Genomic DNA, 22,423 nt, shown 5'->3' on the forward strand with positions numbered 1-22,423 from the left:
AAGCACCTGCGCGTAAAGCTTGGCATAGAAGGGTTTGCGGGGCGCGGGACTCGCGCCGCGGACTTGTGCAGCTGACACTGTTTCTTTCCCTGACCGGATCGAGGTGGGTTCCTCCCGCCCAGCCTTCTCCCGTCGCGGCGCTCCGGTCGAACGCTGCACCAACGCTGCCGCAAGCTCCGTGCCAAAACGCGGCGGCGCGAGAAACGCGCAGGACCTCTCACGCCGTGCTTGTGCGGATTTCTGCACTCGCCGCTGGCGCGTGCCCTTCATCGAAGGAAGGGCCGACCGTCGGGGATTGGAGGTCGCTCTGGGCGTTACACGCAGCCTGGCAGCCGCTGGAAGGCCGTCGACGCAAGCACTTTGCCTCAGGTGGCTGCGATCGGCATCCAGATGGTCGACATCTTGTTGTGGTTATGCCCAAGGCCGTCGCCCTAGCGGGCGCAGGCTAGACACCTCTCTTGTTACCCCAGAGCATTACGTGCAGCTGCGGCAGCACGCGGGCTTCGAACCACCTGTCGCGGGTCACCTTTTCAATCAGCCACTCCATGCGTTTCATTATTCCGTCAAGGTCGACAGGCGCGTCTTCATTTCCGGCGCGTGGCGGCGTGTGATTGCCGGGTTGCAGATAGATCGGAAGTCGCGGAAATCTCGCGGCGGCGTCTTTCGCGTAAGCGTAGTCACTGTCGTCGAAAACAACGAGCTTGAGCACGATTTGCGGCTTCTCCTGCGCCGCTTCGATGCACGCCTCGACAGCGGCCCAATCGGTCCTCATTTCGCTTGACGGCGGCTTCGGGCTGAGGACCAGCACGTCAAGGTCGGCAAACCAGTCCCTGACCACGGAACCTTGGGTTTCCAGCGCAAAACGGTAACCTTCACCATGGCCTCGCTCGATGAGCGCACGAAACGGCTGAATGGCAGGATTGCCGCCTGACAGTGACACCATCACTGGCCGGCCACCGGAAAGCGCAACGACGGTTTGCCACACCGTGTCGATTGACATCATCTCCCATTCATGGCGGAATTGATTATCCACCGCATGGAGGCTGTCACACCAGGAACAGCGATAGTCACACCCGCCGGTCCTGATGAAGACAGTCGGCAAACCAATGAGCACGCCCTCGCCCTGGATCGTCGGCCCGAAAATCTCACTCACGCGGATTGCGGGATGCGTATCGGTCATGGCCGGTATTCCGCCCAGGTTTTCGGCGTTTCGCTCACCCGCACGGCCGAGGTTTCGCGCAGGCGTGCCTTGCACCATTCATAAAAATGTCTGGCCAGATATTCCGCCGTGACTTGCTCATGTCCCAGCACGTCGTTGAGATGTCGATGGTCGAAGCTCTCGTCGATGTAGCGTTTGAATGGCGCCAAATCGTGATAGTCGCGCACGAAGCCGTTGTCGTTCAGTCCACTCGCTGAAAGCTCCACTTCAACGATGTAGTTATGCCCGTGCAGGCGCGCGCATTGGTGATCGGGTGGCAACGAGGTGAGCTGATGCGAGGCTGAGAAGTGGAATTCCTTGGTGATGCGGAACATTACGCGGTCCTCCTTCGCAGCGCATCGAGCCAGAAGTCGGAGTCCTCGTAGTCGGTGGGGTCCGGCTGCCCAGAGAGATGAAACGCCTCGCGCCGCTCGACACAGGTCCCGCACCTCCCGCAGTGACGCTCGGCGCCCTTGTAGCAGGACCAGGTCTGCGCAAATGGCGTGCCGTATGCTGCTCCATTCCTAACAATGTCCGCCTTCGTGAGATTCACATAGGGTGCATAAATGCGAATCTTCGCGTAGCCGTCGAGCGCGTGGTCCTGCATCATCTGGAAAGCGTCGATGAAGGCCGGACGGCAGTCGGGATAAATGAAATGATCCCCACCATGCACGGCCGTCGCCACCGCGTCAGCGTCGTGCGCTGCGGCGAAGCCGAAGGCAATGGCCAACATGATGGCGTTCCGGTTCGGCACCACCGTGACCTTCATCGTGTCTTCGGCGTAGTGCCCGTCGGGCACGTCCACATTATCGGTCAGCGCGGAGCCGGAAAGGCCGCCGCCGATCTCGTGGATGTCGATGATGCGGTGCGGGACGCTCAGTCGCTCCGCACAAAGGGCGGCGAAGCCCAATTCCTTCCTATGCCGTTGGCCGTAATCGAAAGATAAGAGGCCGGCGAGTTCGTGCTCCGCTGCCACCTTGTGAGCAAGGGTGACGGAGTCCAATCCGCCGGAGCAGACGACGAGAGTCTTCATTGTTGGGTCCTTGTTTTAACCGGGTAGGCTGCGACCGGAGATTTCTCTGCGCTCCCAGTACTTCAGGAAATCCATTTTGTGAAGTGAACGGGGGACGAGTTTCATGCGCTGACGTGCCGCTGTGTGCAAGGCGCCCTCGCGGTGAGCCTGCAAGGAACACGGACTAGCGAAACGTCACGCTTCAGCGGAATGCTCAAAGGCGAGCGCACCGGAATATGCTCTGCAGGAGGTCCGGACCTTCGTAAACAAAGTTCTCGACGATCAAGCGCCCGGCGGTCCCGAGCTTCGAGGGACGCCACCGCGAGGGTTTCAGGTACAAGACGGCCCGAGGATGGGCTTGCCGCAAGAGAACGGACTTACCAGTGGGATGTTCAGCGACGCCGATGCAGATGTCTGGAATGATCACGACATCAATTGTCGCGGCAACTTTGGCTGGCCTGCTCCTCGGGTTCCGTAGATCCAGCGCATTCCGCTTCAGGATCGGTTCGAACCGGAGCACGCCCTCGGTCAATGGACTGACCGGCAAACCCTGAATGATCGGTCGTGAGCCGACATCTGTGAACAAGCGGTGTGGTCGATTGCTATCACCCATGTGTTGCGCGCAGGTACCTTATGGCAGTGGATGAACTGGATTTGATGGTTTTACGGCTGGCGGTCGAAAGCGTCCGCTCGCTCTCCTTAAGCTTCGCTGAAAAGGCCGCCGAGGTAGCCACCAGGAGCCGCGGCATCCTGCTTTTCGACGTGCGGGTCGACGGTGACGCGGAGGTCCAGCGGGTCGCAGCCATCCGATATCAGGGCGACCAGATCGGCGTGCTGGCGTTGGACAGACAGGGTCTTGTTACCCACCAGTGCATCGTCAACGGTACGTTCTCACATTTCACTACGCCCTTGGAGAACTGGCACAGCATGCCCCTGTCGATGCAGGCCAAGATCGATGCCAACGGCCATGCCAGTCTCTTCCTAGGGGCCTTGCGAAATGCCGGACATTTGCTGGGCAGCTAGCATTTGGCTAGAATGCATCTGTGAATTTTTGCATGCGCATCGCTGCCGCGGCGGTCGCGGCAAAGCGATCGCCGCGATGATGGCGATCAACGCGCGGGCGTTGCATCGATGCGCGATCGTTTAGACAGAGGTCTCCGCCTGGCATCGAGCAACATGCACGGAGGACGCAAAGCGCAAATGCATCAAGTATTTGAAGGGACGAGCCCCTCGCGCAATGGAGCTTGCGCTGCCGATGTCATTCCATCGTGCCGCCGAACTCGGGGGCGTGACGATCGACCACGACGGCCTATTTTTTTGCAAAGCCGAATGTCCCGATTCCGAAGCCACGAAAAAACTCCGATCACAGCGAAGAATAGTAACAACACGGGCGACGCAAGCCGCCTTGCCGTAGCAGGGGAGGTGCTTGCGGTGCTCTCACCGACACGAGATCGCAAATGGCACATGGGTGAGCACCAGAACTGGCGACACCCATGGTGATCGGCTTGACTCGCTGGAGGAAGCACAAGGCTCAGCGGGCAGAGGCGCAAGCGACGGTCGGACACTGGCTGGCTGCTCGGGATCTGATCGAGGCGTAGTCGGACAAGGAAGCATAGTGCCCTACCTCGATGTTCCTAGAAGCGCGCCGGCAGCCTGGCGGGGGGGCTTGGGGTTAGACTGCCGGCGCACGCCACTCATGAAGAGCGGCCCCTTTTTGCTGTTCCGACACCCATAGTCAACCCGGCAGCGTCTGGATGCCCGCTGTGCTCTTTTCAGAGCGGCGCGCGATGCCGGCCATGTCGGCCGATCCTGCCTAGTCCAGGATGGGGGGCCACTCTCGTCGGCCGAGTTGATGCTCCAGCCAGTATCGCCTTGCCGACCAGCATGAGTTCGCTGTTAGCAATCCATCGTCGCGAGCCGATGCTATCGTGCACGTGTCGCAGCACTCCGGGCGGCTATATCGCCTAAGACAGCATGACGAAGCGTTCCAACTTCCTGTTCGGCGAGCCCGTGTGCAGTTCCATCGGACAGTGGACGAGAATTCTCTTGGCGGTACTGCGCCAGAAGGCATTCGCGTCCAACGGAATCAAGCGATGACTATCAGCCGCAAACTTCACATCACAAGAGCGGTCTTCCACCCATTGCAGATTATCCGACTGATCAGGCGGCGTCCGATATGTCCGCCTCTGCCTCAAGAATTCCCACAGGTATGGACAGCGATCTTGCTATCCGATCCCGATAGCCCTTGTTGTACCTCACACCCCGCTCGATGTTTTGGATTTCCTCAGCGGCAAGCCCGCACGCCACCGCGAGGTCCTCGATTGAATACCCAAGGTGCTCACGATAAGCGCGGATGATGTGGGTCCCCTGCGACATAGCCGTCAAGACTGGCTCGGGAATGCGCGAATCCTTCATAAACATCTCCAAGAAGATGGGAGCGCCTGACAAATCGGGAGATTTCCTCCCCGACCCTGGCGCACACCCAGCAAATCAAAAAAATGGACGTCCATTCGGCCGGACCGGCCTCATCCATGGAATGGGCCACTTGAAATTGGCAGCCGGGTCGGAATATGGCGGCTCACCTGCTTCTGATCAAGTTCTAAGAACCTGCCCGCCATGAGATGGCCTGATCGGCTGTAGCGCATTCGACCTGCGATCCTACACGACTCATTCTCCCCGATGGCTTTCTTGAACAGCAACTCGAACTCTCACTGACGCCTCCAGTGGCTATTCGCGGGACCGTCCACCCAGCCTCGCGGCCGCTGATACCTTTGACCAATTTCCACCGCCGATGCAGCGAAAGACGGCGCTTGTGCTTGAATCACACATCGATCACCGGTGTTAACCAAATTTTTTAAGCCGCCGATGCTTGTTCGGAGACCGAAAGGATAGGGCGCCCGAGGAAACAGCCGAAAGGGCCGCGCGCTTTTGTGCTGACGTCGGCTTGAGCAAGCTCGATCCGGCTGCTCTGTGCAATCGCCCGACCGGCCGAAAAAAGGATGGCGATTGTAATGATGCGGCGACCGCGAGTTTCCCAAATTGCAGCAAACAATGGTCATCTGGTTCATCCGGGCTTCGGATCCAGACAGGGGGTAGCGCTTTCGATGGACGAGCATCGCCACCTATAAAGGTTCGCAATCATTCGACCGTGACCGATTTTGCGAGATTGCGCGGCTGGTCTACATCTGTGCCCATGAAGAGCGCCGTGTGGTAGGCAAGAAGCTGTATCGGCAGCGAGAAGATCATCGGCGCGATAATCTCGTCGACAGCCGGCAGCACAAGCGTGTGCATAGTGTCGAGTTTCGATGCGGCGGCCCCTTTTTCATCGGTGATGAGGATAATCCGCCCTCCACGGGCAGCCACTTCCTGCATGTTGGAGACGGTCTTGTCGAAAAAGCGATCATGGGGCGCGATGACGATCACTGGCATGTTGTCGTCTATCAATGCGATCGGACCGTGCTTCAATTCACCCGCCGCATAGCCCTCGGCATGGATGTAGGAAATCTCCTTGAGCTTCAGCGCACCTTCCATCGCTAGCGGGAAACTGGTGCCACGGCCGAGATACAGGACGTCACGACACTTTGACAGTTCGCGCGACAGGAACTCGATCTCCGGCTGGATGCTGTTGAGTACCTGGCCCATGACGCGCGGCACTTCGGCGAGGCTCCTGACGAGCGCCTGCAGCTCGTCTTCGGTTACGGTCCCGCGGGCTCTGGCGGCGCCGATGGCGAGTGCGGCTAGAACGGCAAGCTGGCAGGTAAACGCCTTGGTGGAGGCGACGCCGATCTCCGGTCCGGCAAGGATCGGGAAGACCGCATCGGCCTCCCGAGCGATGGTCGATTCGCAGGCATTGACGATAGCGCCAATTTTCAGCCCACGCTCCTTGCAGTACCTCAACGATGCGAGCGTATCGGCGGTTTCGCCGGACTGCGAAATGAAAAGAGCCGCCGACTGCGGCGACAACGGGATCTCGCGGTAACGGAATTCGGACGCAACGTCGATTTCAACCGTCAGGCGCGCGTAGCGCTCGAACCAGTATTTTCCGATCAGTCCGGCGAGATAGGCGGTCCCGCAGGCCGAGATCGCCAAGCTCGGGATCCTGGCGAAATCGATGCCAGAAACCATGTCGGCGCGATTCTCTATGATGTTGCTATAGTGACGGAGAGCATGGGCGATGACTTCGGGCTGCTCGCAGATTTCCTTCTCCATGAAGTGGCGATGATTGCCCTTGCTGGCCAGATCGGCCGCGGCCGTGGAGGTATGGCGCGGACGCTCGACGGGGTGGCCGTCGAAATCGAAGATATGGGCGCCCGAATTGCCGACAACGGCCCAGTCGCCCTCGATGAGATAGGTAATTTCATTGGTGAAGGGAGCGAGCGCGATCGCGTCGGAGCCCAGGAACATCTCGCCGTCGCCGTGACCGATCGCCAGCGGTGGTCCGTTGCGCGCCGCCATGATGGTCGACGGATCATCTTCGAAGAGGACGGCAAGCGCATAGGCGCCCCTGACGCGTTTCAGCATGGCACGCATCGCCTCTTGCCGCCTCATGCCCTCCCGGCGGTGTCTTGCCAAGAGATGCGCGACGACCTCGGTGTCGGTGTCGGTCTGGAACTCGGCGCCAGCCGCCGCCAATTCGTCCTTCAGCTCGGTGAAATTCTCGATGATCCCGTTATGGACGACGGCGACACCGTCGGTAAAGTGCGGGTGCGCATTGCGTTCCGTCGAGGCCCCATGGGTTGCCCAACGCGTGTGGCCGATGCCGATGTTGCCGCTCAGTGGCTCTTCCTTCAGTCTCCTCTCGAGATTGACGAGCTTGCCCTCGGCGCGCCGGCGGTGCAAGGCACCTTCGGTGATCGTCGCAACGCCGGCGGAATCATAGCCGCGATATTCCAAACGCTTCAATGCGTCGACTAACCGATCCGACACCGGCTGTTGCCCAACGATGCCAACAATCCCGCACATGTTCGTCTCCCCATTCTTGCCGGCAGCTTCAGCCCACGCGAGACGGATACCCATCCGGCCGCGTTCATTGGGAACCTTGTAGTAGTATTCGGTAATATTGGTACAATTGATTGTAGGGATAACTATCATCCACCCCATGGATGAGTCGCGTTTGTGGGCCCTGATCTAACTTCTCGTTGCGCCTGACGCCCTCATGCCCGAACGCAAGCCCACACCCCGCGGCACGAAGGAACAATCGGCCATGCGCGAACCATCCCGGCTACGCACCTGACCACGGACCGCCGCCGCTCATGATCACGCGGTGATCGGCATGATCACAAGCACTGTAGTTAGGCAGCGTCAGCGACGCATGATCGGCATCATCATCATCGGCAACGTCGGCGCCGTCGGCATGATTCACGTGTTCGTCACGTTGATCATAATCATCGTCGCCGCCGATCAAGTTTCTGATTGCCTGCCAGTTTGACGCGGCTTTCGCCGGTAGAGCTTAGCCCGCGATGGCCTATCAATACGCTGTTAGTCGGCATGGCCGAAACCGAGAGTCAGGCGGCGCACGCCACAGAGCACGTTCAGCGACCGTTTCAGTCAGCGCCGGCTTTCTGGGGGTTCGTAACGGTCATCAGGATTCTCGGGGCATGAATGCACTATCACAAAAGCCTTGGTTCTCAGTGCTTCGTCCGTATTACTCAAACCCGATTCCCGCAGCGGAAGAACTAGGCGCGTGTTACGTTTTGTACAAGGCACAATAGCAGTGAGAAATGGAGATGATGCCTGCGCGTTTTCTAACAAGACAATCACCAAGCTGGCACCCGAATTACATCAGGAACTGTCTATAGCCGCCGCTCATCAGGTAGCGGCCACGTTGGATGGCGCGACGCACCTGATCGCGAAGATGGCTACCTGGATGAGACCAATCTTCTTCGACACGGCGTCTCCCGAACAGGGCAATGGCGATCTCCTGATGAGATGCTCCCGCAAGCGAGCCATCCAAAGCCTGGAGCACGATCCGCAGACGCGCTCCGCGGGGTTCCGGCGGAAAGCAAGCAGCTGCCAGGCGGCCGCAACCATTGATGTCGCTCAGGAACTGAAGGGCAGCGACATGGAACTTCAGGTGCTGCGGCTGCACGATCGCGTCGACATATAGCCGCAACGGGCGGAGAACGGATGCACCGGAAAGGGCGATCTGCAGACTCCGGCAGTCCTCCCTCAGCAGCACGTGCTGCACGCCGGCAGGCGTCAGCAGGATGTCCTTGCAGCATGAGAGCGAAAAAAGGTCAAGCGGTTCAAAACCGTGGTCGAGCCCAACCGGCTCCGCGGCCGCCCGTAGAATACGGGCGCAGTCGCGCGGATCCCAAAAGACCCTTGCCGACGTAGCGTCCGACTGTGGCGCGTCCGCGAAAAAGGAGGCTCCATTGTCTTAGGAAAGATGATCCTGTCGTCAACTCGATTATCTTCATGTCGGCCTGGGCTCCGACAATGCAGGCGGACGGTGCCATTTTGGCGTGGTCGCGCTGGAATTGTGGATTGCGCCGAAGAAACTCCCAGGCCCAGGCAGTGCGTGGCAATCGTCTGGCGTAATGGTAAGCTTCGTGACGACGCCAGTCCGGCCAGCATTCAAGACCGACCGTCGCTTCCTTGGGCAGACCAGCACGCTTCACGGCTCAGGTGTCCACAATGCCGACGGGCCTAGAACCGGTTGCCACAGCACCGGTCCGCTCAGACGTCCCCTGCTGCGGATGCGCAAAAGGCTCGCGTGGGAAATCTCGAGAAACCCGGCCACCCCCTCCGTTTTGCCGACGGACTTGGGTTGTCCGATGCGCGACAATGGCCACGTCGCGAGGCGAAGGATCCGTTCCATGCGCGTGTCCGTCACCGTTACTATCCGGGTCAGATCCTTGGCCAAGCCGAACTCGATCATGCCCGCGAAGAGCTCGTAGGTTGCCTGGGCCAGCCCGCCCGCTGCCTTGGGCGCCGACGGAGGGAGATCGAGCGCGAAACGACTGCTCTCCCATATGTCGGCAGTCGAGGGCACGACGTCAGCACCCAGCAGCACCGGGAACGTGTCGCGCAACATTGTGGGTCCGGTGCTGGGCAAAAGACGCACGCAACCGCGAATTCGCCAGTCGGATCCCTTGAGGAGCAGATAGACAGGCTTCAGACCATCAAACGGGTCTGTTTCCATCTGGTCTTCGGTATCAACTTCCCAATCGAGCCTTTCCTTGAACACCCGAAACCTGAGCCCGTGCATCTCTTTGAGCTCGCTTGCGAACTCGTCGTAAAGGTCTGGTGTTATCAGCTGCATCATGGTCGCCTCCGTGCGGGATGTGTTCCCGCCATCGAAGGGCAAAGCCGGCAGCGATGCAGCCTGTAGAGGTTTACAGCTATCGTGGCCGACGAATCAGGATCTCGCCTGGCCGGAGGCAGCCAGTCGTGCAACGGCCTGGTTGATCGTTCGAACGCCAAGCTTTGCCTTGGCGTTTTCCAGATGAAAGGTCACGGTGCGCTTTGAGACGCCGAGAAGCTGGCTGATAACCCAAGCCGACTTGCCGCGCGCCGCCCATTTCAGGCACTCGAACTCCCGCGGGGTGAGCGTTACACCGTCCACCACGCGATCGTCGGCGAGCCTGCGCCGGACATGGCTATGAAAGTTGATGGCCACCAGCTGCAATGCTTTTTCGTAACGTGTCAGTGACCGCAACAGAGGCGGGCGGGACTCGTCGGAAGCAAAGGTCAGGGCAGCAAACCGGCCGCGATGATCATGCATGGATATCGTCAGGCCGCCGCGGATGCCAAACTCAGCCGCACTCTCCAGAATTTGTTGCTGCGAATTCGGCAGACAGTGCCGAGCGCGATCCACACCCCAATCGAAGGTATCCCAGCCTTGCAGCCCGCGCAGGATGACCGGATCAAGACTGTGGTACCGCTGTTGCAGATAACGTGATGTCCAGGATGAAGGATAGTTTGAGATCAATTGCGGGGCGTCGCCGGGGGCCGACGGGTAAGTGAAGTAGGCGAATAGCGGAAAATCGAAGCCGGCTGCAGCGGATGCCATTGCCTCACGGAGATCGGCAGCATCAACACTCGCAGACAGTTGCTCGACGAAGTTCTCAAACACGCGATGCATTTGCGCTTTGCGTAACCTCCGTGATCGCTCGATGCCAGGCAGAGACCTTGTTTTAAACGATCCCCGGACGGATACAGCGCGTGCCGAGAACCCCGTTAATCTGTTGAAACCCGTGATATTCTGACGTTGTCTATGAGCCGTGTGCCGCCGAGCCAGGCCGCGACAAGCAAGCGTGCCGGTCGGTCAAGGCTTGTCATCGGTCGCAGATCTGCCTCGTCGCGAAGTTCCAGGTATTCGACCTCGCGATAGCCCGCAGCCAGAATTGCTGCGCGCGCATCGGCAAGCGTTGGCAGGACGGGCGAGCCGCGGGCAAGCCGCTCAGCCGTCTGGAGCAATACCGATGGGAGCTTGGGGGCAACAGCACGCTCTGCTGGCGAGAGCCGGACATTGCGCGATGATAGTGCAAGACCGTCGGCTTCGCGGACTGTCGGACAAGGAACAATGGTGATTGGAATATCCAGGTCCCGGGCCATACGCCTGACTAGCTGAAGCTGCTGAAAGTCCTTTTCGCCAAAGAAGCCGAAGTCAGCGCTGGTCTGCAGGAAGAGCTTGGCGACGACGGTCGCCACGCCATCGAAATGTCCCGGCCGGAAGGCACCGCACAGGCCCTCGCTGACACCGGACACCGAAACGGTCGTGGCGAAGGCCGCCGGATACATCTCCTCTGCATCCGGCGCATAAAGCAGGTGCGCGCCAAGCGGTGCCAGTTTGGCGGCATCCTCGTCCTCGGTGCTCGGATACGCGGCGAGATCGGCCTGGCTGTTGAATTGCTTCGGGTTGACGAAGAGCGTCACGATCACCCGGTCGGCCTTCACGAGTGCCGCGCGCACCAGGCTGAGATGGCCCTCATGCAGGACACCCATCGTTGGCACGACGGCAATCCTCACGCCCTCGCGGCGCCATGCGGCGACAATTTCGCGAAGCTGGGCAACGCTCCTGACAATCGGCACGCTCACGCTGCTTCTCCGCTCTTGGTGCCGTCCGCGTCGGTGGGCTTGGGCGCATCGGCAAACACGTGCTCGGCGGCCGGAAACTGGCGCTCCTTCACTTCCCGCGCATAGGCCGCGATCGCAGCCGCAGCGGCCTCCCCCAGTTCAGCATAGCGCTTGACGAATTTGGGCCGGAAGTCGCCGAAGAGGCCCAGCATGTCGTCGACGACGAGAATCTGGCCGTCACAGGCTGCCGAGGCACCGATGCCAATGGTCGGGGTCGCCACCTCCCCGGTGATCCGGCGGGCGAGCGCCTCGGGAACCTTCTCCAGCACGACCGCAAAGGCGCCCGCTTCGCTCACCGCAAGCGCGTCGCGCCTGATGCGCTCGGCATCCCCGCCTCTGCCCTGCACGCGGTAGCCACCGATGGTGTTGATCGCCTGCGGCGTCAAGCCGACATGGGCCATGACCGGCACGCCGCGCGCGGCGAGGAAGCCGATCGTCTCTGCCATCGTTTCGCCGCCTTCGAGCTTGACGGCCGCGCAGCCGGTCTCGGCCATGACGCGCGCGGCATTGCGGAAAGCCTGCTCGGGGCTTTCCTCGAAGGAACCGAACGGCAGGTCGACCACCATCAGCGCCTGCTCGAGGCCACGGCGCACGGCCTGGCCGTGCGTGATCATCATCTCCAGCGTCACACCGAGCGTCGAGGGCAGGCCGTGCAGAACCATGCCGACGCTGTCGCCGACCAGCACCACATCGCAATGGGGATCGACAAGCCGGGCGACTGGGGTCGTGTAGGCGGTGAGGCAGACGAGCGGCGTCCCACCTTTACGCGAACGAATATCCGGCGGTGTAATCGCCTTGGTGTCACCAAACGCACTCAATGGACCCTCCTTCCCCAACGTTACCAACCGCGGGTGTCGCGTTTGCCACATTTTTGTGCAAGTGCGAAGAGCTAAAAAATGGCCGTGCAGCTGTGCGGTGTTGACGTGCGGACAGGCGCGCTTACACTTAAATCGATTCAGGCGCCCCCGAGCTGGCCAACCACTTTCGCGAACATGGACGATCAGGCAATAGGACCCAGGAAAGACAGAGCCGCCGTCAAGGCCGACGAAGTCAAAGTGGACCTGATCGCCTTTGTCGTCGCCGTAAACGACAGTGAACCCTGTGTCCTCACCATCGGCCAGGCGGACACCCTGCCCTCCGGACCATTTGCGCTTGAGCACCGATCGCTGCAATCCGGTTTGAGGGGGTGGGTCGAGCAGCAGACCGGCCATCCGCTGGGGTATATTGAGCAACTCTACACCTTCGCGGATCGGGATCGCATCGGCGCCGAGCGCCAGCAACGCGTCATCTCCATCAGCTATCTCGCATTGACCCGCAAGGAACAGGCAGCTGGCTCGCCCAAGTGCGGCTGGCAGAGTTGGTATGAATATTTTCCATGGGAGGACCACCGCTCCGGCACGCCTCCGGTCGTGCTGGACGTTCTGCGACCGCGCCTGATTGAATGGGCAGACGGCGTCAGCGACGCGGCCGCGCGACGTGAACGCTGGCAGCGGGCGACGATAGCCTTCGGCTTCGACGACCGCCTTTGGAACGAGGAACTCACGCTTCAACGCTATGAGTTGGTCTACGAAGCAGGCCTGGTCCAAGAGGCCGGAAGCGGACGGGACGCGACGCCGCCTCCGCTGGTGCCCAGCAAGTCTATGGTCGCCGATCATCGCCGCATCGTGGCGACCGGCATTGCGCGGCTGCGCTCCAAGATCAAATACCGGCCGGTCGTCTTTGAGCTGATGCCGCCGGTCTTCACGCTTTTGCAGCTGCAGCGAACCGTGGAGGCGCTCGCCGGCAGGCTCATCCACAAGCCGAACTTTCGCCGCCTGATCGAGCAGCAGGAGCTGGTCGAAGAGACCGGAGAGGCCACCACGGAGACCGGCGGCCGGCCAGCGAAGCTTTACCGGTTCCGCCACGCCGCTCTCGACGAGAGGGTCATCGCCGGGACAAAATTGCCGCTGGCGCGGGGTTGACATCCCTTATACTCACAGCAAGTATATGCTGGTTATTTTCAACTAGAGTATAAGCTGGAGGGGTCGATGAGCGCCATGCTGCCTACGGCCGCGTTTCTCTACGAGCGCGTCCGACGAGTGATCCCGCCGATTGAATGGCCGGCTTTCGTCGAGGATATCGAGGCGATCCTTGCACTGAAGCGCGAGCGCAACGCCATCATCCTGGCGCACAACTATCAGACCCCCGAGATCTTCCATTGCGTGGCCGACATCGTCGGCGACAGCTTGGCACTGGCCCGCACGGCTGCGACGATCGAGGCGCAAGTCATCGTGCTGGCCGGCGTGCATTTCATGGCCGAAACGGCCAAGCTCCTTAATCCGGACAAGACCGTGCTCATTCCGGATCTCAGCGCCGGATGCTCGTTGGCGGAATCGATCACGGCAGAAGACGTGCGCTTGATGCGCCAGCGTTATCCCGGCGTGCCGATCATCACTTATGTCAACACGTCGGCCGAAGTGAAAGCCGAGTCGGATATCTGCTGTACATCCGGCAACGCCAAGGCGGTCGTCCAATCCCTTGGCGTTCCCCAGGTGATCATGTTGCCGGACGAATATCTGGCCCAGAATATCGCCGCCCAGACCGATGTGCAGATCATCGCCTGGAAAGGGCATTGCGAGGTGCATGAGCGCTTTACACCGGCCGACATCCGCGAGTTGCGCGAAAGCCATCCCGGCGTGATCGTGCTCGCGCATCCCGAATGCCCGCCCGACGTCGTGGCTGAAGCAGATTTTTCCGGCTCGACCGCTGCCATGTCCGACTATGTCGAAAGGCAAAGGCCGCCACGTGTCGTGCTGATGACGGAATGCTCGATGAGCGACAACGTCGCGTTAGCGCACCCAGAGGTCGAGTTCATCCGGCCCTGCAATTTGTGCCCGCACATGAAGCGGATCACGCTTGCCAACATCCGCACGGCGCTCGAGCAGAACCACCATGTCGTAACCATCGAACCCGGGATCGCCGGGCGCGCGCGGCTTGCGGTCGAACGGATGCTGGCAATTTGAGCGCCGATATCCGCAGCTTCTTCGGGCGGCCCATCATCATCGGCGGCGGCATCGCCGGACTGATGACGGCGCTTCAACTGGCGCCGGAGCCGGTGCTTCTTCTGTCCAGGACGCTACTGGGAGCTGACAATTCGAGCACCTGGGCACAGGGTGGTCTGGCTGCAAGTTTCGGCGAAGACGACGATCCGGAACTGCACCTGGCCGATACGCTTGCCGCCGGGGATGGTCTCTGCGACACAGACGTGGCGAGCCGCATCCTCCAAGCCGCGCCCAAGGCGATAGAGGGGCTTGCGGGCTTTGGGGTTCCCTTCGACCGTACGTCGAAAGGATCACTGTGCCTCGGATTGGAGGCCGCACACAGCCGACGTCGCATCGTTCATGCGCATGGTGACGGCACCGGGCGTGAAATCATGCGTGCCCTGATCGCGGCTGTGCGTTCCACTCCGTCGATTGTTGTCGTGGAGGGCATGGAAGCGCGCCGGCTGGCGGTGCGAGAGAACGCGATCCGAGGCGTCTGGGCGAGCGGTTCGATAGGACCTGTCTTCTTCGGCTCACGGCGGGTCGTCCTCGCCACCGGTGGGATCGGGGGACTGTTTCTCGACACCACCAATCCTTGGGGCAGTTGCGGACAGGGCCTGGCGCTTGCGGCCCGCGCTGGAGCTGTTCTTGCCGACCTCGAGTTCATCCAGTTCCACCCGACCGCGCTTGACGGCCCGGAACGCCCTATGGTGCTGGTCAGCGAGGCCGTCCGCGGCGAAGGTGCTGCCCTGATCGACGAAACCGGCCAGGCTTTTCTCCAGAGCGTGCCAGGGGCGGAACTTGCGCCTCGTGATGTCTTGGCGCGCGCCGTCTGGAACCATCTTGCCAACGGCCACCGTGTTTTTCTCGACGCGCGGCAACGGCCTGGCCCGGAATTTGCTCGACACTTCGCGACAATCGCATCAGCCTGTCGTGGAGCCGGCATCAATCCCGCGCGCGATCTCATCCCCATTCGTCCGGCCCAACACTACCACATGGGTGGCGTTGCCGTGGACGGCTCCGGTAGGACGTCCGTCAAGGGGCTGTGGGCCTGCGGCGAAGTCGCTTCGACAGGACTGCATGGCGCCAACAGGCTCGCCAGCAATTCCTTGACCGAGGCCGTCGTGTGCGCCCGCTGGGTCGCTGAAAGTGTCGCCGGAACGCCTGCTCGCAGAACAAAGCCTGCGTTTGCGGACGTTTACCCATCGCCCGCTCCGACACCCGTGCGTGTTTTCCTGTCGCGCGCACTCGGCATCGTCCGGGATGGTGAAGGTTTGAAAGCAGCCGCACGTGCCTTATTGCCGCTCGCCGAAAGCAAGGACGCGGCCTCGGATGCGGCGGCTGTCGGGCTAATGATCGCGGTTGCCGCCTTGTTGCGCCAAGAAAGCCGCGGCGCTCATTACCGGACAGATTTTCCTCATCATGCGACTGTCGCCCGACGGTCCGAAATCACCCTCGAAGCCGCCTTGGCCGCTGCGCGGGAACTCGGAAACTCCCCAAGCCTCGAAGGGGCAAAGTGATGACGCTCTCACCGCTTCCCACGGTCATGCTTGAGCCGCTTGTAAGGGCAGCTCTTCTTGAAGACCTTGGCAGAGCCGGCGACTTGACCACGGAGGCCATCGTCCCGAAGGAACACCAAGCGGGAACCGTGTTGGCGGCGCGCCAGTCCGGAGTTGTCGCCGGCCTCGATCTGGCGATGCTCGCTTTCCGCTTGATTGATCCTGATGTCGAAATTTCGGTGGAGCGGGCAGACGGCTGCAATGTCATGGATGGAGAGGTCATTGCATCAGTGGTTGGCCCTGCCCGGGCCATTCTCACAGCCGAACGGACGGCACTCAATTTTTTGTGCCATCTGAGCGGCATCGCTACAGCAACGGCATCGATCGTCGCTGCGGTTCGTGGATATGGCGCGAAGATCGTCTGCACGCGCAAGACGACGCCCGGATTGAGGGCAGTCGAAAAGTATGCGGTGCGCGCGGGTGGCGGATCCAATCACCGTTTCGGCCTCGACGACGCAATTCTGATCAAGGACAACCACATCGCCATCGCAGGCGGCGTTCGCCCGGCGCTCGAGCGAGCACGAAGACGGGCCGGTCATCTCGTCAAGATCGAAGTCGAGGTCGATACGCTGGCCCAGTTGGAGGAGGTACTTGGCTTCGCTCCCGATGCGGTTCTGCTCGACAACATGTCCCTCGCCGATCTTCGCCGCGCGGTCGCAATCGTTGGTGGCCGCACTATCACCGAGGCTTCTGGCGGGATCACGTCCGATACAGCGCGAGCGATTGCCGCGACCGGCGTTGATCTGATTTCAGTCGGCCGACTGACCCACAGCGCGCCGATCCTGGATATCGGCCTCGACTATTGGGACTCATGATTGCCTGAGGAACGAACAGGATCGAATCAACTGTCCTTTCCGATCGTCGTCAATCAGACAGCAAAGCAAGGCAGAACCGGAGAACAGCATGGACATGCAAACAGCCAGTCCAACGCAGACATCGCCACAGGCTCAATCCCCTGACCCTGGAGCGTGGACCCTGGAGAAGGCTCAGGCACTTCACGATGCCCCCTTCAACAATCTCCTCTTCCTCGCGCAAACCGTGCACCGCCAGAATTTCGATCCAAACAAGGTCCAGCTCAGCCGGCTGCTCAGCATCAAGACGGGCGGATGCCCGGAGGATTGCGGCTATTGTAGCCAGTCGGCGCATCACGAGACCGGCCTGAAGGCGTCGAAGCTGATGGAGGTCAGGCGCGTCATCGTCGAGGCGAAGAAAGCGCGTGACGCCGGCGCAACCCGCTATTGCATGGGCGCGGCCTGGCGAAACCCCAAGGCGCGCGACATGGATGCGGTGGTGGCGATGGTCGAAGGCGTCAAGGCGCTGGGCATGGAGACCTGCATGACGCTCGGCATGCTCGATCTTGAGCAAGCCGCTCGACTGAAGCAGGCTGGTCTCGACTTTTACAACCACAACATCGATACGTCGGAACGCTACTATAGCGAGATCATCAGCACGCGGAGCTTTGCGGAGCGGCTCGAGACGCTCGAGCACGTTCGCCAATCCGGCATCAATGTCTGCTGCGGCGGCATTGTCGGCATGGGCGAGGAGCCGGTGGACCGGATCGGCATGCTGGTGACGCTGGCCAACCTGCCGGAACATCCGCAAAGCGTTCCGATCAACATGCTGATCCCGATCCCCGGCACCCCGCTTGCCGACGCCAAGCCCATCGAGCCGATCGAATTCGTGCGCGTGATCGCGCTGGCGCGCATCATGATGCCGAAATCGCATATCCGTCTCTCCGCCGGCCGCACGGCCATGACCGACGAGATGCAGGCGCTGTGCTTTTTTGCCGGCGCCAACTCGATCTTCGTCGGCGACACGCTGCTGACGGCGGACAATCCCGGCGAGGACAAGGATACCCTGCTGTTCCGGCGCCTCGGCATCGAGCCGATGGAACTCGAGGCGCAATGAACGGGGCACCGCTTGCCCGCTATGAGGCGACCTTGCAGGGACTGGCGCGCAAGGACCGGCTGCGGACGCTGAAGCCGCGCGCCGGGCTCGACTTCTCGTCGAACGACTATCTCGGGCTTGCCGCCTCCAAAAGACTTGGCGAAGCGGTTGTGGCGGCGATTGCGCGGGGCACGCCGGTTGGCGCCACCGGGTCGCGGCTGTTGCGCGGCAATGCACCGGAACACGAGCAGCTCGAGGCAGACGCGGCAGCATTCTTTGGAGCCGACGGCGCGCTATTCTTCGGCAGCGGCTACATCGCCAACTTCGCTCTGCTGACTGCGCTGCCGCAGAAGGGCGACCTTTTGGTCCTCGATGAGCTCGCCCATGCCAGCATGCATGAGGGTGCGCAGGCCGGGCGCGCCGAGTTCAAGCTGGCCGCGCACAACGACGTCGATGCTGTCGAGGATGCGATCACGTGTTGGCGCGCCGAAGGCGGCATGGGATGCGTCTGGATCGCGGTGGAAAGCCTTTACAGCATGGATGGCGACTGCGCGCCTTTGGAGAGCCTGGTCGCGCTTGCCGATCGGCACGAGGCATTCCTCGTCGTCGACGAGGCGCACGCCACCGGCGTCTGGGGACCGGACGGCCGGGGGCTGGCCGCCGCTTTCGAGGGCCGCGACAACATCGTCGCGCTCCACACCTGCGGCAAGGCGCTCGGCGCATCTGGTGGGCTCGTGACCGGGCCGAGGACACTGTGCGAGTATCTGATCAACCGTTGCCGGCCATTCATCTACGCCACCGCGCCATCGCCGCTGATGGCGGTCGCGGCGCGCGAAGCGCTCGCAATGCTCGCCGACGAGCCTATGCGGCGTGTTCAGCTGCATGAACGCGTTGCCCTCGCAGGCCGCCAATTGGTCGATCGCTGCGGTGTGATGCCAAGTGGCTCTCAGATCCAGCCCTTGGTGATCGGCGATGTCAGGCGCACCATGGCAATGGCGGCGCGCCTGCAGGCCCGCGGCTTCGACATACGCGGCATTCGTCCGCCGACCGTGCCCGAGGGCACGTCGCGGCTGCGCATCTCACTGACGCTCAATATCGGCGAAGCCGACATTTCCGCCATGGTCGAGGCGCTCGTCGAGGTGTTGGCGCAGACATGACCGGAGGCGACATGACCAAGCGCATCGTCATCACCGGAACAGACACCGGAATTGGCAAGACGGTGTTTTCGGCCGGGCTTGCCGGCCTGCTTGACGGCTTCTACTGGAAGCCGGTGCAATCGGGCCTCGACGGCGAGACCGACAGCGAGGCGGTTGCGCGACTTGCCGGGCTGCCGTCGGGGCGCGTGCTGCCGGAAGCCTACCGCTTGAAGAGCCCGCTTTCGCCGCATCGTTCGGCCGAAATCGACGACGTTTCGATCGAGGCTGCCGATCTTTCGTTTCCGGTCCTGCCGACACCGCTCGTCATCGAAGGCGCCGGCGGGCTGATGGTGCCGCTGAACCGCCGGACAAGGTTCATCGACATATTCGAGCAATGGCAGTTGCCGGTCATTCTGTGCGCCCGCACTGCGCTCGGAACAATCAATCACACCCTGCTGTCGATCGAGGCCCTGCGGGCGCGCGCTATCCCGCTGGCTGGCATCGCCTTCATCGGCGATGAGATGACCGATACGCAACGGACGATCGTGGAATTCGGCGACGTGCCGCAACTCGGCAGGCTGCCGCACCTCGATCCGCTAACGGACAAAACGCTGAGACAAGCGATGATTGCCGGCTTCGACCTCGCTTTGATTGCCGGAGGCGAATGATGCCGCATTCCCGTGTGTGGCATCCCTTCACCCAGCACGCGCTCGAGCCGGCAATCCCTGAAATCGTCTTGACTGAAGGCGCCTATCTCCACAAAGGCAATGGCGTGCGCATTCTGGACGCCATTTCCTCCTGGTGGGTCGTCACACATGGCCACCGCCATCCCCGCATTATAAAGGCAATCGAGACGACCGCCTCGAGCCTCGACCAGATCATCTTCGCAGGTTTCACGCACGAGCCTGCCGAATGCTTGGCCAAGGCGCTTGTCGGACTCGCTCCCGCCGGACTCGACTGGGTGTTCTATTCCGACAGCGGCTCGACCAGCGTCGAAGTCGCGCTGAAGATGGCGCTCGGCTATTTCCGCAACATCGGCGCGCCGCGCTCGCGCATCGTCGTCATGGAGCACAGCTATCACGGCGACACGATCGGCACGATGAGCGTCGGTGCCCGTGGCGTGTTCAACGCCGCCTACGAACCCTTGCTGTTCGAGGTCGACACCATTCCCTTCCCGGCCGCCGGCCGCGAGCAGGAAACGCTGGATAGATTCGAGGCCGTCAGCCGCGACCGGCGCGCCGCCGCGCTGATCATCGAACCGCTGGTGCTTGGCGCCGGCGGCATGCGGATGTATCCGGCCTCGGTTCTGACCGGATTGAAGAAGATCGCCGAAGCCTCCGGCACGCTGCTGATCGCCGACGAGGTGATGACCGGCTGGGGCCGCACCGGGAGCATGTTCGCCTGCGAGCAGGCATCGATTTCTCCGGATATCCTGTGCACCTCGAAGGGCCTGACCGGTGGCACCATCCCGCTGGCGGCCACACTCGCCACCGATGCCATCTTCCAGGCTCACTATTCGACGGACAGGAAGAAGACCTTTTTCCACTCGAGTTCCTACACCGCCAATCCGATTGCCTGCGCGGCAGCACTCGCCAATGTCGAGATCTGGCAGGACGAGCCGGTGGCCGAGCGGATCGCGGCCCTGAGCGCGAAGCAGGCCGCCGGGCTTAGACGCTTTCGCGACAATCCCTACTTCACCGACAAGCGGACGACCGGCACGATTGCGGCGCTCGATCTTCGCGCCGGCTCAGCCGGTTATCTGGCCGAAATCGGCCCGAAACTGCGCGCTTTTTTCCTCAAGCGCGGGCTCCTTGTGCGCCCGCTCGGCAATGTCCTCTATCTTCTCCCGCCTTATTGCATCACCGGCGAGGAGCTGGACGGGCTCTATGACGCCATCGAGGAAGCCGGCGAACGCTTCGGTTCGAGGCCATGAGCAGGTCGTCGCGCCTTCTCGGGTTTGGCCATCATGCGCCTGGGCGAAAGGTGGCCAATGCCGAAATCGAGAACAATCTCGGCCTCGAACCGGGCTGGATCGAGCGGCGCACCGGAATTCGTTCGCGCTTCTGGGCAACGGACGAAGACACGCTGTCTGGCTTGGCCACGCAAGCCGGCGACATGGCTTTGGCGAACGCCGGCATTGCGCGCCACGACATCGGTCTGCTGTTACTTGCCACCTCGACGCCCGATCACCTCCTGCCGCCCAGCGCGCCCCTGGTCGCACATCGGTTGGGGCTGGGCCGCGCCGGCGCTGTCGATCTGACCGGCGCCTGCGCCGGCTTCATCTATGCGCTGATGTTCGCGGACGGATTTACCCGCCTGCACGGCAAAGCGAGCCTTGTTATCGCCGCCAACATCCTCAGCCGCCGCATCAATCCAGCCGAGCGCGCAAGCTCGGTCCTGTTTGCCGATGCCGCCGGCGCCCTGGTGATCGGTCAGTGCGATGATGCTGATCGGGGCATTCTCGGTGCCTCGGTGGATTCGGACGGCTCGCGATACGGGCTGATCCAGATTCCCGCAGGAGGAAGCAACAAGCCGTTCCACGGTGACCTCGATCTCGCGCAAACCCGAATGAGGATGACGGACGGCCGCGAAGTGTTCGCAATGGCCGTGGAGATGATGACCGATTGCTCGACAAGCGCTCTAGCCGCTGCCGGAGTGCGGCCACACGATCTCGGCCGGTTCGTGCCGCATCAGGCCAATACTCGGATTTTCGACGCGGTCGGGAGGAACCTCGGCATCGCGGACCAAGCAATTGTCAAGACGATTGCCGAATACGGCAACTCTTCGGCCGCGACGATCCCGCTGTCGCTCTCGCTCGCCAACCAGATGAAGCCATTCCAGCCTGGAGAGAAAATCCTTCTGTCGGCGGCGGGTGCGGGTCTCAGCGGCGGCGCTCTCGTGGTTGGAATCTAGCCGGCCGGCTCACGCGCGCAGGACTGGTCATGAATGGCGATAGGGCAACAGAACCAATGCCAAAATGGCCTTCTGAAGCTCGACATGACCGAGCTGACGCAGCACGACCCCGTGCGAGCCTCTGGATGAGATCAAATGCATCACCCGTTGCATCATTCGTGCCATCTGAATAAAGCTCAAATACAAAGGGTGAGCCGCCCCATATATGTCTGATACCCGACATTGTTCACATAAAAGGCTCGATGCTTACACGCTCTTTACTCTCTTCTCTTTGCTGTCTTCTCTTTTCTCTTTGCTCTTTGCTCTTCCGTCTTGACTAGCAGGAGCCTGCGGCTTATCTCACTGCCGCGTTAGCACTCGCTTCTGGTGAGTGCTAACCACGCTCCGGCAACGGAGCACCGTTCAACATCCGCACCAAGGAAATCCAAAAATGGCAAAGTCGAATTTCCGGCCGCTGCATGACCGCGTGGTCGTACGCCGGGTCGAATCCGAATCCAAGACCGCCGGCGGGATCATCATCCCGGATACGGCGAAGGAAAAGCCGCAGGAAGGCGAGATCATCGCCGTCGGTTCCGGCGCCCGCGACGAAGCCGGCAAGCTCGTCCCGCTGGACGTCA

23 protein-coding genes are annotated in these 22,423 nt (G+C 61.5%); 11 read left to right on the forward strand and 12 right to left on the reverse strand.

The annotated features are described in order from the left end of the window. Window positions 1-445: 445 nt before the first annotated feature. Genes queE through queC form a run of 3 tightly spaced genes read right to left on the reverse strand, consistent with a single transcriptional unit; the run spans window position 446 to window position 2,231 of the window. Window positions 446-1,180 carry a 7-carboxy-7-deazaguanine synthase QueE gene (gene queE / locus NKJ32_RS31825; RefSeq protein ID WP_352642189.1) on the reverse strand — a complete coding sequence of 245 codons (735 nt, stop codon included), beginning with the start codon at window positions 1,178-1,180 and terminating at the stop codon, window positions 446-448. Next, window positions 1,177-1,533, reverse strand: a complete 357-nt coding sequence (gene queD, locus NKJ32_RS31830) for a 6-carboxytetrahydropterin synthase QueD (protein WP_352529523.1) — start codon at window positions 1,531-1,533, stop codon at window positions 1,177-1,179. The genes queE and queD overlap by 4 nt, the downstream gene beginning before the upstream one ends. Then, on the reverse strand, window positions 1,533-2,231 hold the full coding sequence (gene queC / locus NKJ32_RS31835; RefSeq protein WP_023679622.1) for a 7-cyano-7-deazaguanine synthase QueC: 699 nt from the start codon (window positions 2,229-2,231) through the stop codon (window positions 1,533-1,535). The genes queD and queC overlap by 1 nt, the downstream gene beginning before the upstream one ends. A 612-nt stretch (window positions 2,232-2,843) precedes the next feature. On the opposite strand from queC, the gene NKJ32_RS31840 reads away from it, so the two are divergent. Beyond that, window positions 2,844-3,233, forward strand: coding sequence for a hypothetical protein (locus NKJ32_RS31840; RefSeq protein ID WP_023679620.1), 390 nt, complete (start codon window positions 2,844-2,846; stop codon window positions 3,231-3,233). 1,137 nt (window positions 3,234-4,370) lie between these two features. On the opposite strand, the gene NKJ32_RS31845 is transcribed toward NKJ32_RS31840, so the two are convergent. The 9 genes from NKJ32_RS31845 to panB all read right to left on the reverse strand — a co-directional run bounded on the left by NKJ32_RS31845 (window position 4,371) and on the right by panB (window position 12,109). After that, the gene (locus NKJ32_RS31845; RefSeq protein WP_031212627.1) at window positions 4,371-4,625 is read right to left on the reverse strand and encodes a helix-turn-helix domain-containing protein; all 255 of its coding nucleotides are present in this window, start codon (window positions 4,623-4,625) and stop codon (window positions 4,371-4,373) included. A 723-nt stretch (window positions 4,626-5,348) separates the two neighbouring features. Further along, entirely contained in the window at window positions 5,349-7,172 is a 1,824-nt protein-coding gene (gene glmS / locus NKJ32_RS31850) for a glutamine--fructose-6-phosphate transaminase (isomerizing) (protein ID WP_023679615.1), read from the reverse strand. Window positions 7,173-7,431: 259 nt separating this feature from the next. Beyond that, entirely contained in the window at window positions 7,432-7,614 is a 183-nt protein-coding gene (locus tag NKJ32_RS31855) for a hypothetical protein (RefSeq protein WP_352625292.1), read from the reverse strand. A gap of 372 nt (window positions 7,615-7,986) precedes the next feature. Then, a complete protein-coding gene (locus tag NKJ32_RS31860) occupies window positions 7,987-8,397 on the reverse strand; it encodes a DUF2285 domain-containing protein (RefSeq protein ID WP_352830002.1) in 411 nt (136 codons plus the stop codon). A gap of 58 nt (window positions 8,398-8,455) precedes the next feature. After that, entirely contained in the window at window positions 8,456-8,830 is a 375-nt protein-coding gene (locus tag NKJ32_RS31865) for a transcriptional regulator domain-containing protein (RefSeq protein ID WP_352625290.1), read from the reverse strand. After that, window positions 8,827-9,477: an acyl-homoserine-lactone synthase gene (locus tag NKJ32_RS31870; protein WP_352625288.1), complete on the reverse strand. Its 651-nt coding sequence runs from the start codon at window positions 9,475-9,477 to the stop codon at window positions 8,827-8,829. The genes NKJ32_RS31865 and NKJ32_RS31870 overlap by 4 nt, the downstream gene beginning before the upstream one ends. Window positions 9,478-9,570: 93 nt before the next feature. Next, window positions 9,571-10,296, reverse strand: coding sequence for a LuxR family transcriptional regulator (locus tag NKJ32_RS31875; RefSeq protein WP_352625286.1), 726 nt, complete (start codon window positions 10,294-10,296; stop codon window positions 9,571-9,573). A gap of 95 nt (window positions 10,297-10,391) precedes the next feature. Further along, entirely contained in the window at window positions 10,392-11,252 is an 861-nt protein-coding gene (panC, locus tag NKJ32_RS31880; protein ID WP_352625284.1) for a pantoate--beta-alanine ligase, read from the reverse strand. Further along, a complete protein-coding gene (gene panB, locus NKJ32_RS31885) occupies window positions 11,249-12,109 on the reverse strand; it encodes a 3-methyl-2-oxobutanoate hydroxymethyltransferase (RefSeq protein WP_352625282.1) in 861 nt (286 codons plus the stop codon). Before panB ends, panC begins: the two co-directional genes overlap by 4 nt. 174 nt (window positions 12,110-12,283) lie before the next feature. Here panB and NKJ32_RS31890 point away from each other — a divergent pair, with 174 nt between their 5' ends. The 10 genes from NKJ32_RS31890 to NKJ32_RS31935 all read left to right on the forward strand — a co-directional run. Further along, on the forward strand, window positions 12,284-13,252 hold the full coding sequence (locus NKJ32_RS31890) for an NUDIX hydrolase (RefSeq protein ID WP_352625301.1): 969 nt from the start codon (window positions 12,284-12,286) through the stop codon (window positions 13,250-13,252). A 66-nt stretch (window positions 13,253-13,318) separates the two neighbouring features. After that, a complete protein-coding gene (nadA, locus tag NKJ32_RS31895; RefSeq protein ID WP_352625280.1) occupies window positions 13,319-14,293 on the forward strand; it encodes a quinolinate synthase NadA in 975 nt (324 codons plus the stop codon). Beyond that, window positions 14,290-15,831, forward strand: a complete 1,542-nt coding sequence (locus tag NKJ32_RS31900; protein WP_352830006.1) for an L-aspartate oxidase — start codon at window positions 14,290-14,292, stop codon at window positions 15,829-15,831. Before nadA ends, NKJ32_RS31900 begins: the two co-directional genes overlap by 4 nt. After that, the gene (gene nadC, locus NKJ32_RS31905; RefSeq protein ID WP_352643785.1) at window positions 15,831-16,685 is read left to right on the forward strand and encodes a carboxylating nicotinate-nucleotide diphosphorylase; all 855 of its coding nucleotides are present in this window, start codon (window positions 15,831-15,833) and stop codon (window positions 16,683-16,685) included. Before NKJ32_RS31900 ends, nadC begins: the two co-directional genes overlap by 1 nt. A 94-nt stretch (window positions 16,686-16,779) precedes the next feature. After that, window positions 16,780-17,778, forward strand: coding sequence for a biotin synthase BioB (bioB, locus tag NKJ32_RS31910; RefSeq protein WP_352788701.1), 999 nt, complete (start codon window positions 16,780-16,782; stop codon window positions 17,776-17,778). Continuing rightward, entirely contained in the window at window positions 17,775-18,914 is a 1,140-nt protein-coding gene (locus NKJ32_RS31915) for an 8-amino-7-oxononanoate synthase (RefSeq protein ID WP_352788665.1), read from the forward strand. The genes bioB and NKJ32_RS31915 overlap by 4 nt, the downstream gene beginning before the upstream one ends. Window positions 18,915-18,925: 11 nt before the next feature. Further along, window positions 18,926-19,561, forward strand: a complete 636-nt coding sequence (gene bioD, locus NKJ32_RS31920; protein ID WP_023679599.1) for a dethiobiotin synthase — start codon at window positions 18,926-18,928, stop codon at window positions 19,559-19,561. Beyond that, a complete protein-coding gene (locus NKJ32_RS31925) occupies window positions 19,561-20,826 on the forward strand; it encodes an adenosylmethionine--8-amino-7-oxononanoate transaminase (RefSeq protein ID WP_352830008.1) in 1,266 nt (421 codons plus the stop codon). The genes bioD and NKJ32_RS31925 overlap by 1 nt, the downstream gene beginning before the upstream one ends. Next, complete coding sequence (bioZ, locus tag NKJ32_RS31930; protein ID WP_352788662.1) at window positions 20,823-21,806, forward strand: 3-oxopimeloyl-[acyl-carrier-protein] synthase BioZ; 984 nt, start codon at window positions 20,823-20,825, stop codon at window positions 21,804-21,806. The genes NKJ32_RS31925 and bioZ overlap by 4 nt, the downstream gene beginning before the upstream one ends. Window positions 21,807-22,236: 430 nt before the next feature. Further along, window positions 22,237-22,423: co-chaperone GroES (locus tag NKJ32_RS31935; protein WP_352830010.1), on the forward strand; the 187-nt coding region annotated here is incomplete at its 3' end.

Origin of the sequence: Mesorhizobium sp. M0159, from assembly GCF_040322295.1 — a bacterium.
Lineage (GTDB): Bacteria > Pseudomonadota > Alphaproteobacteria > Rhizobiales > Rhizobiaceae > Mesorhizobium.

Bases quoted from the DNA above. Each gene is read 5' to 3' on its own strand.
- queE (WP_352642189.1), bottom strand. From the start codon at position 1,180: ATGACCGATACGCATCCCGCAATCCGCGTGAGTGAGATTTTCGGGCCG.
- queD (WP_352529523.1), bottom strand. From the start codon at position 1,533: ATGTTCCGCATCACCAAGGAATTCCACTTCTCAGCCTCGCATCAGCTC.
- queC (WP_023679622.1), bottom strand. From the start codon at position 2,231: ATGAAGACTCTCGTCGTCTGCTCCGGCGGATTGGACTCCGTCACCCTT.
- NKJ32_RS31840 (WP_023679620.1), top strand. From the start codon at position 2,844: ATGGCAGTGGATGAACTGGATTTGATGGTTTTACGGCTGGCGGTCGAA.
- NKJ32_RS31845 (WP_031212627.1), bottom strand. From the start codon at position 4,625: ATGAAGGATTCGCGCATTCCCGAGCCAGTCTTGACGGCTATGTCGCAG.
- glmS (WP_023679615.1), bottom strand. From the start codon at position 7,172: ATGTGCGGGATTGTTGGCATCGTTGGGCAACAGCCGGTGTCGGATCGG.
- NKJ32_RS31870 (WP_352625288.1), bottom strand. From the start codon at position 9,477: ATGATGCAGCTGATAACACCAGACCTTTACGACGAGTTCGCAAGCGAG.
- NKJ32_RS31875 (WP_352625286.1), bottom strand. From the start codon at position 10,296: ATGCATCGCGTGTTTGAGAACTTCGTCGAGCAACTGTCTGCGAGTGTT.
- NKJ32_RS31890 (WP_352625301.1), top strand. From the start codon at position 12,284: ATGGACGATCAGGCAATAGGACCCAGGAAAGACAGAGCCGCCGTCAAG.
- nadA (WP_352625280.1), top strand. From the start codon at position 13,319: ATGAGCGCCATGCTGCCTACGGCCGCGTTTCTCTACGAGCGCGTCCGA.
- nadC (WP_352643785.1), top strand. From the start codon at position 15,831: ATGACGCTCTCACCGCTTCCCACGGTCATGCTTGAGCCGCTTGTAAGG.
- bioB (WP_352788701.1), top strand. From the start codon at position 16,780: ATGCAAACAGCCAGTCCAACGCAGACATCGCCACAGGCTCAATCCCCT.
- NKJ32_RS31915 (WP_352788665.1), top strand. From the start codon at position 17,775: ATGAACGGGGCACCGCTTGCCCGCTATGAGGCGACCTTGCAGGGACTG.
- bioD (WP_023679599.1), top strand. From the start codon at position 18,926: ATGACCAAGCGCATCGTCATCACCGGAACAGACACCGGAATTGGCAAG.
- NKJ32_RS31925 (WP_352830008.1), top strand. From the start codon at position 19,561: ATGCCGCATTCCCGTGTGTGGCATCCCTTCACCCAGCACGCGCTCGAG.
- bioZ (WP_352788662.1), top strand. From the start codon at position 20,823: ATGAGCAGGTCGTCGCGCCTTCTCGGGTTTGGCCATCATGCGCCTGGG.